Annotated in this window: 13 protein-coding genes and 1 pseudogene; 8 read left to right on the top strand and 6 right to left on the bottom strand. The window is 68.9% G+C overall.

Going from position 1 to position 15,913, the window contains the following annotated elements; all coding sequences use genetic code 11:
* Nucleotides 1–2 precede the first annotated feature (2 nt).
* On the top strand, nucleotides 3–1,013 hold the full coding sequence (locus tag ACSQ9A_RS04275; RefSeq protein WP_436302802.1) for a zinc-binding alcohol dehydrogenase family protein: 1,011 nt from the start codon (nucleotides 3–5) through the stop codon (nucleotides 1,011–1,013).
* A 6-nt stretch (nucleotides 1,014–1,019) separates the two neighbouring features.
* Here the strand turns inward: ACSQ9A_RS04275 and ACSQ9A_RS04270 are convergent, their stop codons facing one another.
* Nucleotides 1,020–2,357, bottom strand: a complete 1,338-nt coding sequence (locus tag ACSQ9A_RS04270) for a PQQ-dependent sugar dehydrogenase (RefSeq protein WP_436302800.1) — start codon at nucleotides 2,355–2,357, stop codon at nucleotides 1,020–1,022.
* A gap of 134 nt (nucleotides 2,358–2,491) precedes the next feature.
* On the opposite strand from ACSQ9A_RS04270, the gene ACSQ9A_RS04265 reads away from it, so the two are divergent.
* The 4 genes from ACSQ9A_RS04265 (at nucleotide 2,492) to ACSQ9A_RS04250 (ending at nucleotide 6,724) form a co-directional block, all read left to right on the top strand.
* Nucleotides 2,492–3,235, top strand: a complete 744-nt coding sequence (locus ACSQ9A_RS04265) for an alanyl-tRNA editing protein (RefSeq protein WP_436302799.1) — start codon at nucleotides 2,492–2,494, stop codon at nucleotides 3,233–3,235.
* A gap of 46 nt (nucleotides 3,236–3,281) precedes the next feature.
* On the top strand, nucleotides 3,282–5,462 hold the full coding sequence (locus ACSQ9A_RS04260) for a protein-disulfide reductase DsbD family protein (RefSeq protein WP_436302798.1): 2,181 nt from the start codon (nucleotides 3,282–3,284) through the stop codon (nucleotides 5,460–5,462).
* Nucleotides 5,463–5,555: 93 nt separating this feature from the next.
* The gene (locus ACSQ9A_RS04255) at nucleotides 5,556–6,248 is read left to right on the top strand and encodes a redoxin domain-containing protein (protein WP_436302796.1); all 693 of its coding nucleotides are present in this window, start codon (nucleotides 5,556–5,558) and stop codon (nucleotides 6,246–6,248) included.
* A 38-nt stretch (nucleotides 6,249–6,286) separates the two neighbouring features.
* Complete coding sequence (locus ACSQ9A_RS04250) at nucleotides 6,287–6,724, top strand: CoA-binding protein (RefSeq protein WP_436302795.1); 438 nt, start codon at nucleotides 6,287–6,289, stop codon at nucleotides 6,722–6,724.
* Nucleotides 6,725–6,739: 15 nt separating this feature from the next.
* Here ACSQ9A_RS04250 and ACSQ9A_RS04245 read toward each other — a convergent pair whose 3' ends face one another.
* The gene (locus ACSQ9A_RS04245) at nucleotides 6,740–7,744 is read right to left on the bottom strand and encodes a Bug family tripartite tricarboxylate transporter substrate binding protein (protein ID WP_093111335.1); all 1,005 of its coding nucleotides are present in this window, start codon (nucleotides 7,742–7,744) and stop codon (nucleotides 6,740–6,742) included.
* 35 nt (nucleotides 7,745–7,779) lie between these two features.
* Nucleotides 7,780–8,874: a tartrate dehydrogenase gene (locus ACSQ9A_RS04240; RefSeq protein ID WP_436302794.1), complete on the bottom strand. Its 1,095-nt coding sequence runs from the start codon at nucleotides 8,872–8,874 to the stop codon at nucleotides 7,780–7,782.
* Nucleotides 8,875–8,980: 106 nt separating this feature from the next.
* Between ACSQ9A_RS04240 and ACSQ9A_RS04235 the strand changes: the two genes are divergently transcribed.
* From ACSQ9A_RS04235 to ACSQ9A_RS04225, 3 genes are all read left to right on the top strand, one after another.
* Entirely contained in the window at nucleotides 8,981–9,907 is a 927-nt protein-coding gene (locus tag ACSQ9A_RS04235; protein WP_436295428.1) for a LysR family transcriptional regulator, read from the top strand.
* Between the two features lie 23 nt (nucleotides 9,908–9,930).
* On the top strand, nucleotides 9,931–11,034 hold the full coding sequence (gene hemE, locus ACSQ9A_RS04230; protein WP_436302793.1) for a uroporphyrinogen decarboxylase: 1,104 nt from the start codon (nucleotides 9,931–9,933) through the stop codon (nucleotides 11,032–11,034).
* 369 nt (nucleotides 11,035–11,403) lie between these two features.
* Nucleotides 11,404–13,503 carry a primosomal protein N' gene (locus ACSQ9A_RS04225; protein WP_436302792.1) on the top strand — a complete coding sequence of 700 codons (2,100 nt, stop codon included), beginning with the start codon at nucleotides 11,404–11,406 and terminating at the stop codon, nucleotides 13,501–13,503.
* Between the two features lie 7 nt (nucleotides 13,504–13,510).
* Here ACSQ9A_RS04225 and ACSQ9A_RS04220 read toward each other — a convergent pair whose 3' ends face one another.
* From ACSQ9A_RS04220 to ACSQ9A_RS04210, 3 genes and pseudogenes are all read right to left on the bottom strand, one after another.
* Complete coding sequence (locus tag ACSQ9A_RS04220) at nucleotides 13,511–13,720, bottom strand: hypothetical protein (protein ID WP_093111325.1); 210 nt, start codon at nucleotides 13,718–13,720, stop codon at nucleotides 13,511–13,513.
* Between the two features lie 154 nt (nucleotides 13,721–13,874).
* Nucleotides 13,875–14,894, bottom strand: coding sequence for an AEC family transporter (locus ACSQ9A_RS04215; RefSeq protein WP_436302791.1), 1,020 nt, complete (start codon nucleotides 14,892–14,894; stop codon nucleotides 13,875–13,877).
* A 26-nt stretch (nucleotides 14,895–14,920) separates the two neighbouring features.
* Nucleotides 14,921–15,860: pseudogene (locus ACSQ9A_RS04210) on the bottom strand (phospholipase D-like domain-containing protein).
* Nucleotides 15,861–15,913 lie beyond the last annotated feature (53 nt).

Raw genomic sequence — 15,913 nt, 5'->3', positions numbered from 1 at the left:
CCATGAAAGCCGTCGGCTACCGCCAATCCCTTCCCATCGACGATCCCGCCTCGCTCGAAGACCTCAGCCTGCCCGAGCCCACGCCCGGCGCGCGCGACCTGCTGGTGCGGGTGAAGGCGATTTCCGTGAACCCGGTCGACACCAAGGTGCGCAAGGGCGCGCGGCCGGGGGCGGCCGACGCGAAGGTGCTGGGCTGGGACGCGGCCGGCACGGTCGAGGCCGTCGGTGCGGCGGTCCAAGGCTTCAAGCCGGGCGACCGCGTGTACTACGCAGGCTCGATCACCCGGCCCGGCACCAACAGCGAACTGCATGTGGTAGACGAACGCATCGCAGCGCTCGCGCCGAAGCGCCTGGACGACGCGCAGGCCGCAGCCCTGCCGCTGACCACGATCACCGCCTACGAGCTGCTGTTCGACCGGCTCCGGGTGCCGAAGAACGGCGGCGCCGGGCAGACGCTCCTGATCGTCGGCGGCGCCGGCGGCGTCGGCTCGATCCTCATCCAGCTGGCGCGCCAGCTCACGCAGCTGCGCATCATCGCGACCGCCTCGCGCGCCGAAACGCGCGCCTGGTGCCTGGCGCTGGGCGCACACGCGGTGATCGACCACTCGAAGCCGCTCGCCGGCGAACTCAAGGCTGCCGGCATCGGCGAAGTCGACATGGTCGCCAGCCTGACGCAGACCGGGCAGCACTACGCGCAGATCGTCGAAAGCCTGAAGCCCCAGGGCCAGCTCGCGGTGATCGACGACATGGCGGTGTTCGATGCCATGCCGCTCAAGGGCAAGGCGATCTCGCTGCACTGGGAGTCGATGTTCACGCGCTCGAAGTTCGAGACCCCCGACGTCGCGCGCCAGGGCGAGCTGCTGGCCGAAGTCGCCGCGCTGGTCGATGCGGGCCGCATCCGCACCACGGCCAACGAAAGCTTCGGCACGATCAATGCGGCGAACCTGCGCCGCGCCCATGCGCTGATCGAGAGCGGCAAGGCGCAGGGCAAGGTGGTGCTGCAGGGCTTCTAGAGGCAGCTACTTCGCTCGCGCGACGCGCCAGACGGCGTTGCCCACATCGTCGGCCACCAGCAGCGCGCCGCTCTTGTCGAGCGCCACGCCGACCGGACGGCCCTGCGCCTTCTCGTCGGCGCTCAGGAAGCCGGTGACGAAATCGACCGGCGGCCCGCTGGGCCGGCCGCCGCTGAAGGGCACGAACACCACCTTGTAGCCCGACAGCGGCCTGCGGTTCCACGAGCCGTGCTCGCCGATGAACACGCCGTTGGCGAACTCGGGCGGCATGCCACGCGGGTTGGAGAAGGCCAAGCCCAGCGCTGCGACGTGCGAGCCCAGCGCATAGTCGGGCACCACGGCCTTGGCCACCATCTCGGGCCGGGGCGGCGTCACCCGCACATCGACATGGCGGCCGTAATAACTCCAGGGCCAGCCGTAGAAGGCGCCATCCTTCACCGAGGTCAGGTAGTCGGGCACCAGGTCGCTGCCGATCTCGTCGCGCTCGTTCACCACCGTCCACAGCACGTTGGTCTCCGGTTCCCAGGCCATGCCGTTGGGATTGCGCAGACCCGTGGCGAACAACCGCTTCTCGCCGCTCTTCACGTCGACCTCCCAGATCGCGGCCCGGCCCTCTTCGGCCGCCAAGCTGTTCTCGCCGATGTTGCTGTTGGAGCCGACCGTTACGTAGAGCTTGGTGCCCTCGCGGTTGGCGATCACGTTCTTGGTCCAGTGGTGGTTGATGCCGGCCGGCAGATCGGTCACCTTGGTCGGGGCGGCCGTGATCGAGGTCTGACCCTCGGCGTAGGGCACCTTGACCAGCGCGTCGGCGTTGGCGATTAAGAGCTCGTTGCCGACCAGCGCGACCCCGAAAGGAGACACCAGGTTCTGCATGAACACCTGGCGCACCTCCGCCGCGCCGTCGCCGTCGGCATCGCGCAGCAGAGTGATGCGGTTGGCGCTCGGCACTTGGGCACCGGCGCGCTTCATGATCTGACCCATCACCGCGCCCCTGATCATGTCCATCAGGCCGCCGCCGTTCGCGCCTTCCGGCTTCGGCGGCTTGTTGCTCTCGACCACCAGCACGTCGCCGTTGGGCAGCGGGTAGACCCAGCGCGGATGGTCCAGCCCGCGGGCCAGCGCCGTCACGGTGAAGCCGCTGGGCACGCTCGGGCCGGCGGTGTCGGTCCAGCCGGTGGCCGGGGCGATGTTGACGGTCGGGATCAGCGTCTTGTTGGGCGCGGGCAGTTGCGGCGTGGGGCCGATGCCGGCTTCGGGCGGCAGCTTGGCCGTTTCCCCGCAAGCCGCGAGCAGCATGACGGCGACCAGCAGCGCAGCGGCCGAAGAAAGCTTGAAATGCTTCATGGGTCGGATGTCCTTCAGGCGACTACAGGCCATGCAGCCACGAATCATCCGGATCGCGCAAGCTCCCGCTGTCGGTTGTGGGCGCTTTCTGGCGTGGGTGCACCCCGGCGCGGTGGCGCCGCTACCATCGGGCGATGACCGACGACCTGTTCCGCTCCGACGCCTACCTGCGCGAATGCCGGGCCCGCGTCGTGCGCGCCGACGAAGCCGGCATCGTGCTCGACCGCACGGTGTTCTATCCGCAGGGCGGCGGCCAGGCCGGCGACAGCGGCCACCTGCTGGTGGCCGACGGGCGCGAACTGACGATCGCCGACACGCGCAAGGGCAAAGACGCCGAGGGCCGGGCGACCAACGAGATCGTCCATCTGCCGGCGCCCGGCCAGTCCGAACTGCTGGGCACGCTGAAGCCGGACGATACCGTGACGGCCCGAATCGACTGGGAGCGCCGCCACAAGCTCATGCGCTTCCACACCGCGACCCACCTGCTGTGCCACCTGGTGCCGCAGCCGGTCAACGGCTGCTCGATCACCCCCGAGTACGCGCGGCTGGACTTCCACATGACCGATCCGCTGGACAAGGAAGCGCTCACGACCGGCCTGGCGCGCCTGGTCGCGGCCGGCCATCCGCTGGCCGTGAGCGCCATCACCGATGCCGAGCTCGACGCCAATCCCGCGCTGGTCAAGAGCATGAGCGTGCAGCCGCCGCGCGGCACGGGCACGGTCCGCACCATCCGGATCGGGGATGCCGAACAGATCGATTTCCAACCCTGCGGCGGCACCCACGTGGCGAACACACGCGAGATCGGCCAGGTCATCGTGACCAAGATCGAAAAGAAGAGCGCCACCACCCGCAGGGTGGTGCTGGGGTGGGCCGCATGAGGGCCACCCGGAACTTCGCCCCGCGCGGGCGCTCCGACTGACCGGCATGGCATTTCTCCCCTCCCTTCGTCTTGCGGCCTTCCTGGCCGCCACTCTCGCGGCCTGCCTGCCGGCTGCGGGCCAGCTGGCTTCCAAGGTCGGACCCGTCGTCACCACGCCCCATGTGCGGGCGGAACTGATCGCCCATGCGTCGCAGGGCGTCGTCGCCGGCGCGCCGGTCTGGGTCGGCCTGCAGATCACGCACCAGCCCGAGTGGCACACCTACTGGAAGAACGCCGGCGACTCCGGCCTGCCGACCGCGCTCGCCTGGTCGCTGCCGGCCGGCATCTCCAACGGCGACATCGCGTGGCCGGTGCCGAAGAAGATCCCGATCGGCACCCTGGCCAACTACGGCTACGAAGGCACGGTGCTGCTGCCGGTGCCACTGACCGTGGCGTCCGACTTCAAGCCCACCGCAAGCCTCGCCGGCGCCAACGGGCTCGACATCAAACTCAAGGCCTCCTGGCTGGTTTGCCGCAAGGAATGCATTCCAGAAGACGGCGAGTTCCTGCTCAAGCTGCCGCTGCAGGGCTCGACCGCACTGCACAAGAGCGCCTTCGACGCCGCTCTGGCCGCCCAGCCGGCCGCGCTCGCGAAGCCGGGCACGATCGCCATCGAGGGCGACAAGCTGCAGGTCCGCCTCGAAGGCCTGCCGGCGGCGGCGCGCGGCAAGACCCTGGAGTTCTTCCCCGAGACCGGCGAGGTGATCCACACGGCGGCCGTGCAGGGCAAGGACTGGACGCAGGCCTGGCAGGGCGACGCCTGGACCGCCACCGTGCCGCTCTCCGATCAGCGCAGCGCCAGCCCGACGACGATGCCGGTGGTGGTCGCCCTGGCCGAGGCCGATCGGCAAGCCGGCCAGCCCATTGCCTGGCGCGCCGAAGCGCCGGTTGCCGGCACCTGGCCGGCCACGGCCCCGCGGGCGGAGGTCTCGCCGGCTTTGCAGGCCGCGCTCGAAGCCAACACCGCGGCGCCCCTGCCGCAACCGGCAGGCAGCTTTGTCGCCGCGCTGCTGGGCGCGCTGCTCGGCGGCCTGCTGCTCAACCTGATGCCTTGCGTGTTCCCGGTGCTCGCGATCAAGGTGCTGGGCTTCACGCGCCAGGCCGAAGACCACAGCGGCCACCGGATGGCCGCCGTCGCCTACACGGCCGGCGTGATGCTGTCCTTCCTGGCGCTGGGCGGCGCGATGCTCGCGCTGCGCGCGGCCGGCGCCGAACTGGGCTGGGGCTTCCAACTCCAGTCGCCGGCGGTGGTGGCCGTGCTGGCCGCGCTTTTCACGCTGATCGGGCTCAACCTCGCGGGCGTCTACGAGTTCCGCATGCTGGCGCCGGCTTCGCTGTGCGGCGCCCAGGCCCGGCACCCGGTGGTCAACGACTTCCTGTCGGGCGTGCTCGCGGTGGTGATCGCCTCGCCTTGCTCGGCGCCTTTCATGGGCGCCTCGCTGGGCTTCGCGATCGGGCTGCCGGCCACGCAGGCCCTGCTGATGTTCGCGGTGCTCGGCTTCGGCCTCGCCCTGCCCTACCTGGCGGCGGGCTTCGTGCCGGCGGTGGCGCGCTTGCTGCCGCGACCCGGACCGTGGATGAACACGCTGCGCCGGCTGCTCGCTTTTCCGATGTTCGCCACGGTCGCCTGGCTGGTCTGGGTGCTGGGCCAGCAAAGCGGTATCGACGGCGCGGGCGCGCTGCTCGGCCTCCTGGTGTGCCTGGCGGCGATCGTCTGGGCGTTCACGCTGCGCGGGCGCACGCGCATCGTGGTGGCCAGCCTGCTGATCGCGGCCACCGCGGTGCTGGCGGGCGCCATCGGCGGCAACGTGATGCGCAGCGCGGCGCCGGCCGTGGCCGCGACCGGCGACCGCTGGCAGCCCTGGTCTGCGACGCGCGTGAGCGAACTCGCGGCCGCCGGTCGGCCGGTGTTCATCGACTTCACGGCCGCCTGGTGCGTGACCTGCCAGTACAACAAGCGCAGCACGTTGGCCGATGCGGCGCTCCTGGCCGAGTTCGATGCCAGGCAGGTCGCCATGCTGCGCGCCGACTGGACGCGCCGCGATCCGGCGATCACCGCCGCGCTGACCGCGCTGGGGCGCAGCGGCGTGCCGGTCTACGTGCTGCAGGCGCCGGGCAAGGCGCCCGTGGTGCTGACCGAAATCCTTAGCAAAGAAGAGGTACGCTCGGCCTTGGCGACGCTTTGACCCCGAGTCTCTACGGGTTGTCACAAGCAGGTGAGAAAACCGCTCTAAGCTGTGGCGGTTGTTGAATATATTGATTGGGAGTTCAAGCTGACCATGCCTTCATCGTCATCCTCCGACTCGCGTTCCTACCGTGCCGCGCGCAATGCCCGCGCGGCCCTGAGCCGGGCCTCGCGCCGCGCCGTGGTGGCCGCCGCGGTGGCGCTCGGCGCCACTTTCCTCATGGGCACCCACGCCATGGCCGCGCCGGCCGTGGGCCAGAAGGCGCCCGATTTCGTCGCCGTCGACACCAGCGGCAAGCAGCACCGGCTGTCGGATTTCGCCGGCAAGTTCGTGGTGCTCGAATGGACCAATCCGGGCTGCCCGTTCGTGCGCAAGCACTACGGCAGCGGCAACATGCCTGCCACCCAGAAGGCGGCCACCGACAAGGGCGTGGTCTGGCTATCGGTCAACTCGACCGAGCGCGCCGCCAGCGACTACCTGAAACCGGCCGCACTCGATGCCTGGATGAAGGAGCAGTCGGCCGCGCCCACGGCCGTGCTGATGGACGAAGACGGCGTGATCGGCCGCGCCTACGCCGCGCGCACCACGCCGCATCTCTTCATCATCGATCCCAAGGGCGTGCTGGTGTACGCGGGCGGCATCGACAGCATTGCGTCGGCGCGCGCCGAGGACATCAAGAGCGCCACCAACTACGTGAACCAGGCGCTCGGCGAAGCCGTCGGCGGCAAGCCGATCAGCGCGGCGGCCACCAAGCCCTACGGCTGCTCGATCAAGTACAAGGCCTGAGCACGGTACGGTTGCGCGCCGCGCCGCAAAATGGCGCGATGAAAGACGCAACCCCACCCACCGACATCGGAGCGCTGCTCGCGCGCACGCGCACCATCGCCGTCGTCGGCCTCTCGCCGAGCCCGCATCGCACCAGCTACGGCGTCTCGCAATACATGAAGGCGCGCGGCTTCCGGATCGTGCCGGTCAACCCGAACACCCGCGAGGTCTTCGGCGAGAAGGCCTATCCGACGCTGAGAGAGGCCGCGAAGCACGAGAAGATCGACCTGGTGAACGTGTTTCGCCAGGCCGAAGACGTGCCGCCGGTGATGGGCGAAGCCATCGCCATCGGCGCACCGGCGCTCTGGATGCAGCTCGGCATCATCAATCAGGCAGCAGCGGCCAAGGGTCGCTCGGCCGGGCTGGAAGTGGTGCAGGACCGCTGCATCATGGTCGAGCATTCGCGGCTCACCAGGGGCGCAACGCCCTGGCGCTAAGGGCCTGCTCAGGCCCTAATCGATCGCGACCTTTCCTTCTTTCACCAGCTTCGCGAACTTCGCCGTCTCCTCGCGGATCCGGCCTGCCATTTCCTGCGAGCTGCCGCCCAGCGGCTCCGCGCCGATGGCCTGCATGCGCTCGGCGAAGTCCGGCGACTGGATGATCTTCACCATCTCCGCGTTGAGGCGCGCCACCACCTCCTTCGGCGTGGCCGCCGGCGCCAGCACGCCGAACCAGGTGCCGATGTCGAAGCCCTTGAGTCCGGCCTCCTCGAGGGTGGGCACCTCCGGCAGCACCGACGAGCGCTTCGCCGTGGTCACGGCCAGCGCGCGCAGCTTGCCGCTCTTGATGTGCTGCAGCACCGGCGTGATGGTGTCGAAGGACATCGCCACCTGGCCGCCGAGCAGGTCGGTGGTGAGCGGGCCGCTGCCCTTGTAGGGCACGTGCAGCAGTTCGGCGCCGGTGCTGGCCTGGAACTGCGTGCCGATCAGGTGCTGCGCGGTGCCGTTGCCGTTGGAGCCGTAGGCCAGCTTGTCCTTCGCGGACTTGGCGAGCGCCACCAGTTCGGCGACGTTTTTGGCCGGCGTGTTGGCGGCGTTGACCACCAGCACGTTGGGCACCATGGCCACGACGGTGATGGGCGCCAGGTCTTTCTGGAAATCGTAGGGCAGCTTCTTGTAGACGCTGGTCGCGATGGTGTGGTGCACCGCGCCCATCAGCAGCGTGTAGCCGTCGGGCTTGGCCTTGGCCACGAAGTCGGCGCCCAGCGTCGCACCGGCGCCGGGCTTGCTCTCGACCACCACGGGCTGGCCGAGGCTTTGCGAGAGTCGGTCGGCCAGCGCGCGGGCCAGCACGTCGGTGGTGCCGCCCGAGGGGAAGGGCACGATCAGACTGATGGGCTTGGCGGGCCAGGGCTGCTGCGCAAAAGCCTGCGTGGACCCCAGCGTGGAGGCCAGGCCGAATGCGAGGGCGCCGGCTTGCACGAAGCGACGGCGGCGGGGCTCGAAGAGGAAGTTCATGCTGTCTCCATGTCGTTGTGTTCGGCGGCGCTCTCTCAGGCCGCGCGGCGCTGCGCCTGCGCGGCGGCGATGTGGCCGCAGACGGCGCGGGTCACGTCGTCGGTCGTCGCGCTGCCGCCGAGATCGCGGGTATGGAGCGCAGGGTTGGCGGTCACATGCTCCACCGCCTCCATCAGGCGCGCGGCGGTCGCGGCCTCGCCCAGGTGTTCGAGCAGCATCACGACCGACCAGAAGGTGCCGACCGGATTGGCCAGGCCCTTGCCCATGATGTCGAAGGCGGAGCCGTGGATCGGCTCGAACATCGAGGGGTAGCGGCGCTCGGGATCGATGTTGCCGGTGGGCGCGATGCCCAGGCTGCCGGCCAGCGCGGCCGCCAGGTCGCTCAGGATGTCGGCATGCAGGTTGGTAGCGACGATGGTGTCGAGCGTGGCGGGGCGGTTGACCATGCGCGCGGTGGCGGCGTCGACCAGTTCCTTGTCCCAGGTGACATCGGGAAACTCCTTCGCGATCTGCACCGCGATCTCGTCCCACATCACCATCGCATGGCGCTGCGCGTTCGACTTGGTGACCACGGTCAGCAGCTTGCGCGGGCGCGATTGGGCGAGCCGGAAGGCGAAACGCATGATGCGCTCGACGCCGGCGCGGGTCATCATGCTGACGTCGGTCGCGGCCTCGATCGGATGGCCCTGGTGCACGCGGCCGCCGACGCCGGCGTACTCGCCCTCGGAGTTCTCGCGCACGATCACCCAGTTCAACTGCTCGGGCGTGCAGCGCTTGAGCGGCCCGTCGATGCCCGGCAGGATGCGCGTCGGCCGCACGTTGGCGTACTGGTCGAAGCCCTGGCAGATCTTCAGGCGCAGGCCCCACAGCGTGACGTGGTCGGGGATGTGCGGGTCGCCGGCAGAGCCGAACAGGATGGCGTCCTTGTCGCGCAGTGCGGCCAAGCCGTCGTCCGGCATCATCACGCCGTGCTGGCGGAACCAGTCGCCGCCCCAGCCGAAATCCTCGAACTCGAAGTTCAGCTGGCCGCCCGAGGCGGCGGCCAGCGCTTCCATCACCTGACGGCCGGCCGGGATCACTTCCTTGCCGATGCCGTCGCCGGGAATGGTGGCGATGCGGTATGTCTTCATGAGTCAGCCCCTGTTGAAAAGATGGGCTGACTGTAGGAGCCGGACAGCTCTACGATGCGGGCCTGGATTCAAGCCATCGTTAACCTGCGTTCAACAATCGATACCCATGACCAGCGGCATCCAACCGGCCGAGCTCGGCTTCTTCTCGGCGCTGGCGAGCGCCCCCAGCCTGAGCGCTGCCGGCCGCGACCTGGGGATCAGCACGGCCGCCGTCAGCAAGCGGCTGGCGCAGATGGAAGGCCGCCTGGGCGTGACGCTGGTCAACCGCACCACGCGCCGCATGAGCCTCACGCCCGAGGGCGAGGTGCTGCTCGAACGCGCACGCAGCATCCTCGACGAGATCGCCGACCTGGACGAACTGCTGAGCCAGTCGAAAGGCAGCCCCAAGGGCCTGCTGCGCGTGAACGCGACCCTGGGCTTCGGGCGCACGCATGTGGCGCCGGTGATCTCGCGCTTCGTGCGCAGCCATCCGGAGGTCGACGTGCAGCTGCAGCTGTCGGTGAATCCGCCGCCCTTCAGCGACGATGCCTTCGACGTCTGCATCCGCTTCGGCGAGCCGCCGGACGCACGCGTCATCGCGCGGCGCATCGCGGCCAACCAGCGCCTGCTCTGCGCCTCGCCCGCCTACCTGGCGCGCTGCGGCCAGCCGAAAGTGCCGCGCGACCTGATGCGTCACAACTGCATCGGCATCCGGCAGGGCGACGAGGCCTACGGCCTGTGGCGCCTGAGCACCGGCCGCGGCGCGCGCCAGCGCACCGAGGCCATCAAGACGCGCGGCAGCCTCACGACCAACGACGGCGAGATCGCGGTCAGGTGGGCGCTCGACGGGCATGGCATCGTGATGCGCGCGGAATGGGACATCAACCGCTACCTGCGCAGCGGCCGCCTGGTGCAGGTGCTGCCCCAGTACCGCACGCCCGGGGCCGACATCTACGCGGTCTATCCACAGCGCTACCAGCTGTCGACGCGCGTGCGCGCCTTCGTCGACTTCCTCGCACAGGCATTGGGGCAGGCCGGGCGCGCCGCCGAATGAGCCTGCCCTGCGACAATCGCAGGATGCCTTTCGCGCCACTTCAGAACGACACTTTCCTGCGCGCCTGCTGGCGCCAGGCCACCGATCGCACCCCCGTCTGGCTGATGCGCCAGGCCGGGCGCTACCTGCCCGAATACGTGGCGACGCGGGCCCGCGCCGGCAGCTTCATGGGCTTGGCCACCAACGTGGACTACGCCACCGAGGTCACGCTGCAGCCGCTCGAGCGCTATCCGCTCGATGCCGCGATCCTGTTCTCCGACATCCTCACGGTGCCCGATGCGATGGGCCTGGGCCTCTCCTTCGAGGCCGGCGAAGGGCCGCGTTTCGCACGGCCGGTGCGCGACGAAGCCGCGATCGGCGCGCTCGCAGTGCCCGACATGGCCAAGCTGCGCTACGTGTTCGACGCGGTCGCATCGATCCGCCGCGCACTCGATGGCCGGGTGCCGCTGATCGGCTTCTCGGGCAGCCCCTGGACGCTGGCCTGCTACATGGTCGAGGGGGCAGGATCGAGCGACTATCGGCAGGTCAAGACCCTGCTCTACAGCCGCCCCGATCTCATGCACCGCCTGCTCGCGGTGAATGCCGATGCCGTGGCCGCGTATCTCAACGCGCAGATCGACGCCGGCGCGCAGGCCGTGATGGTGTTCGACAGCTGGGGCGGCGTGCTGGCCGACGGCGCCTTCCAGGATTTCAGCCTGGCCTACACCGCGCGCGTGCTCGCGCAGCTGAAGCGCGAAGGTGCCGACGGCCTGCCGGTGCCGCGCATCGTCTTCACCAAGGGCGGCGGACTCTGGCTCGAAGACATGCGCGCGCTCGACTGCGAGGTGCTGGGCCTGGACTGGACCGTCAACCTCGGCCACGCACGCGCACTCGTGGGCGAAGGTGCAGGGGCCAAGGCGCTGCAGGGCAACATCGATCCCAACGTGCTGTTCGCCGCGCCCGCGCAGATCGAGGCCGAGGTGGCGAAGGTGCTGCAGAGCTTCGGACGGCCGCACACCGATCGCGCTTCGACCGGGCCGACCCACATCTTCAACCTGGGCCACGGCATCAGCCAGTTCACGCCACCCGATCACGTTGCGGCGCTGGTCGCTGCGGTGCATGCGCAATCGCGCGCGCTGCGTGTCTGAAGCGACTGTTATAGGTTGTAAGTACCTAAGAACGACCGATTCGCATTTGTCAAGTCGAAAGGGTGAGGACCGACTGACTTATGCACAAAACACTTGCTGCGCTGCGCAAAAATATCTTTGGACCGCAAATCCCTGCTCCTAAAGCGATAGCGTCGCTAAGTCATTGATTTATATGGACTTTGAACTTTGCTTTTTTTGCGGGCATTCCAGCCGGAGCCTTGATTTTCAAGGGCTGGCGGCGAGTCGGGCCCGGATATCAACAAAGTTATCCACACAAACTCTGGATGGCTTCCAAAGCGCAGGCAAATCAACGACTTAAGCCGCATTGCTACAACTTGCTTTAACCAACGGCCGTAACAGGACCACGCCTTGAACTGGCGCATCGACGTCGCGGTCCAGACTCCTGCGCACAGCGCATTAGGGGATGTACTGAGCTACGCCAGCGCCGAAACGCCGGCCATCGGGTCCTTGCTGCGGGTGCCGCTGGGTCGTCGCGAGGTGCTGGGCGTGGCATGGGCGGTCCATGCGCTCGAGGACGGCGCGGCGCCCGCCATGGAACTCAAGCCCGTCGCCGCCGTGCTCGATGGGTTGCCGCCGCTGAACGATGCCTGGCGCGACCTGGTGGCCTTTGCCGCCCGCTACTACCAGCGCTCGCTCGGCGAGATTGCGCTGGCCGCGCTGCCGCCCCAGCTGCGCGACCTGAGCGCGGTGCAGCTGGCGCGGCGGCTCAAGCGCCAAGCCGTGCCGGCGCACTCCCCTGCCGCCGGCACGGCGCCCGACGGCCTGGCACTGTCTGCCGAGCAAGCCGACGCACTGGCCCGCTTCGATGCCGAGACCGGCCCCTTCCTGCTGTTCGGCAGCACCGGCAGCGGCAAGACCGAGATCTACCTGCAGGCCGTGGCGGCGCTGCTGGCGCGCGAGCCCTCCGCGCAAGCGCTGGTGATGGTGCCCGAGATCAACCTCACGCCGCAGCTCGAAGCACGCTTCAAGGAGCGCTTCGGCGACGGCACCGTGGTCTCGTTGCACAGCGGCATGACGAATCCGCAGCGCCTGGCCAGCTGGCTCGCGGCGCACAACGGCGCAGCGCGCATCGTGCTCGGCACGCGCATGGCAGTGTTCGCGTCGATGCCGGCGCTGAAGTTGATCGTGGTCGACGAGGAGCACGACCCCAGCTACAAGCAGCAGGAAGGCGCGCGCTACTCGGCGCGCGACCTGGCGGTGTGGCGCGGCCAGCGCGAAGGCGCGAAGGTGATGCTCGGCTCGGCCACGCCCTCGCTCGAAAGCTGGCACCAGAGCCGGCCGGCCGCGGGCGAGGATGCCGGCGGGCGCTATCTGCGGCTGGCGATGCCCTCGCGCATCGGCGCCGTGGCGCTGCCCGCCGTTCGGCTGGTCGACATGAACCTGCAGCCGCCCAGGACCGTGCTTTCGGCCGCGCTGCTCGATGCCATCGGCCAGCGCATCGCGCGCGGCGAGCAAAGCATGGTGTTCCTCAATCGGCGCGGCTATGCGCCGGTGCTGGCCTGCGGCGACTGCGGCTGGAAGAGCGAATGCCCGCACTGCAGCGCCTACCGCGTGTTCCACAAGATCGACCGCACGCTGCGCTGCCACCACTGCGGCTTCACCGAGCGCGTGCCGCGCGCCTGCCCGGCCTGCGGCAACCCCGACATCGCGCCGGTGGGCCGCGGCACGGAACGTCTCGAGGAGCACCTGGGCGAGCTGTTCGCGAGCGTGAAGCGGCCCGATGGCAGCGCGGTGCGCATCGCGCGCATCGACGCCGACAGTACGCGCCGCCAAGGCGCGCTCGAATCGCAGCTCGCCGCCGTGCATGCGGGCGAGGTCGACGTGCTGGTGGGCACGCAAATGATCGCCAAGGGCCACGACTTCCGGCGCATCACGCTGGTGGCCGCGGTCAATCCCGACGGCGCGCTCTTCTCGAGTGATTTCCGCGCGCCGGAACGGCTGTTCAGCCTGCTGATGCAGTCGGCGGGACGCGCGGGACGCGACGCCGCCTATCTTTCAGCGCAGGGCGCGACCGCCGAGATGTGGATCCAGACCCACCATCCGCAGCATGCGCTGTTCGCGGCGCTGCGCCGGCATGACTACCCGGCTTTCGCCCAGCGCGAACTCGAAGAGCGCGCCGCTGCCGGCATGCCGCCCTACGCCTTCCAGGCGTTGCTGCGGGCCGACGCCCGTACGCAGGAGGCGGCACAGGCTTTTCTGAATGCCGCCAGCGAGGCGGCCGATGCGCTGGAAGGGGCCGAGCGCGTGACCCGCTACCCGGCCGTGCCGCTGGCGATCCAGCGCGTGGCGAATGTGGAGCGGGCGCAGATGCTGGTCGAAAGCGCGTCGCGCGCGGCGCTTCAGCGCCTGCTGGCGGCCTGGCAGCCGCTGTTGCACGAACTGCGACGGCAGCCCGAGGGCAAGGGCGTGATCCGCTGGCTGGTCGACGTGGACCCGCACAGCATCTGAGTGCGGCTCAGGGCAGGCCCACGGGCTGCTTGCCCATCTCGATATAGCGCAGTTCCGACCGGCGCCGCCGGTGCGAATGACCCGGCCATGCGAACAGCAAAAGGCTCGCTGCGCCCGTCGCGAGCGCACTACCGATGCCCAGCGCACCCACGAGCCAAAGCCAACTGACGGTAGCGAGCCACGCTACCCAAAGCACCCAGCGCGTCAAAGTCGTCATGCCGTTCCCCCGGTATCTGGCGCCACTTTAGCAGCGCGAATGCAAACCTAAGCATTAGTCAAAAGCAATAGTTCACACTATCCACCGAGGAGTGACGGCTTCTTGTAGGAAATATTCTGAAACAGAGATTGCCGACGGCAATGGGCTTCCGAAGTTAGCCCCGACTAGCCATCCATCTCACCGCCAGGGGAAAGCTGAAGAAGGCTGCCACGGTGGTCCACAGAATGACGCGCGCAATGCGCCCGTTGTCGGCGCCGAAGCGCTCGGCCAGCATCGACACGTTGCTTGCGCTCGGCAGCGCGGCCACCAGAACGATCGCCATCAGCGCCGGTTGGCCGAGCGGCAGGCCCAGCGCGATCGCGCCTCGCGCGAGGCCATAGACCAGCAAGGGATGCAGCAGCAGCTTGATCGCCGCGACGCAGAGCACGTCGGCAAGCGGCGCCTTTCGCAGCGGCTGGGAGGCGCTGCCCATCGCGGCGGCGACGAGCGCGCTCGCCCGGTGCTTGCGCGCCAGCAGCGACGAGCGCGCCAGCACCGCGCCGATGGTGAACAGCGCCACCGGCGAGGCGGCATCGGCCAGCATCGCGATCGTGCGTTCGACCGGCGCCGGGAGCCCAAGGCGCGTGGCCGATGCCAGCCCGCCGAGCACGATGGCCCATGGCATCGGGTTCTGCACGATGCCGCGCAAGGCCTGTCGGGCTGCCTTGGCCGCACCGTGCTCGTCGGCGCCGGCCAGGCGCGACAGCGCGATGCACAGCGAAGAGGTCACGACCAGATCGAAAGCGATCGTGATGATCATCGGAGACGCCGCCTGCGTGCCGAGGATCGCGACCAGCAGTGGCACGCCCATGAAGCCCGTGTTCGGAAACGCCGCCACCAGCGCACCGAAGGCCGCATCGTTCCAACCGATGCGCTGCCTGCGCGCCAGGGCCACCGTGGCTGCAACCACGATCAACGCGCTCGCCCCCCACACCAGCGCCACGCCGGCATCGAGCAGCTGCGCGATCGGCGCTGCAGCGCCGAAGCGAAACAGCATGCACGGCAGCGCGAAATAGAGCACGAAGGCATTGAGCCCCGGAATTGCCGCGAGCGGCAGCGCACCGGTGCGAGCCGCTGCGTAGCCGGCCGCGATCAAGGCGAAGAAGGGGATGGTGACGAAGAGGATCTGCAGCACGCGGGCGATTGTCGTTGTCGCGGTACTCAGAGCTGCGGCCCCAGCAGCGCGGCCAGGTGCTCCATCAACTTCTCGCGCCATGGCCGGTCCTGCCACTGGGCGAAGCTCACCGCCTTGCTCTTCGCGAGATCGTCCTCGAACACCGCCACCTGCGCCCGGGCGAAGGCCTCGTCGTAGATATTGAGGTTGGCCTCGTCGTTGAGGCGCAAGGAACGGTTGTCGAAGTTGGTCGAGCCGACAGACACCAACAGGTCGTCGACCACCATCACCTTGCAGTGGTACATGGTCGGCTGGTATTCGCTCATCTGCACGCCGGCTTCGAGCAGCGGACCCCATCCGGCGCGCGACGCGCGGCGCACGGTCTGCGCGTCCCACCTTGTAGCGCGAGTCGCGCCAATGGTCGGGGTCCTGCGCGTTGCCGGTCCACTCGGGCGCGATGCCCACGCCGCCGGTGAAGCCCACCACGCCGTCGACCACCAGCAGCTTGCGGTGCGTGCGGTTGTTGAAACGCGCGATGTCGTACCAGCTCGGCTTGTGGAACCCGCGGATCTCCACGCCTGCTTTTTCCATCGATTGCAGAAGCTTCTCCTCGATCTTCTGGCTGCCTACCCAGTCGAGCAGCACATGCACCTTGATGCCGGCGCGGGCGCGTTCCGACAGCGCATCGGCAAAGGCGCGGCCGATGTCGCCGGACCAGTAGATCTAGGTCTCGAAGGTGACTCTCTTCTTCGCGCCGCGGATGGCCGCGAGCATCGGCGGCAAGATCCGGTCGCCGTTGATCAGCGCCTCGAACCGGTTGCCCTCCGTGACCAGCGGCCCGAGCAGGACGCCCATCGCACGGCGGAATTGCGCATCGTGCAGGCTGTACTCGCGCTCGATGTGCTGCTCGATCTTCTTTTCGCCGGGCAGGAAGTTCAGCACGACCAGCGTTGCCGCCACCGTGGCGAGCGCGGACCAGAAGGCGATGGTGAGCGGATGTCTTGTTTTCTACATGCGGCGGCGCCGATCACAAATGCGAA

The organism is Variovorax sp. LjRoot290 (genome assembly GCF_964253985.1).
GTDB lineage: Bacteria > Pseudomonadota > Gammaproteobacteria > Burkholderiales > Burkholderiaceae_C > Variovorax.
Note: the sequence above shows the minus strand (reverse complement) of the source record. Positions and strands in the feature narration are given on the sequence as shown.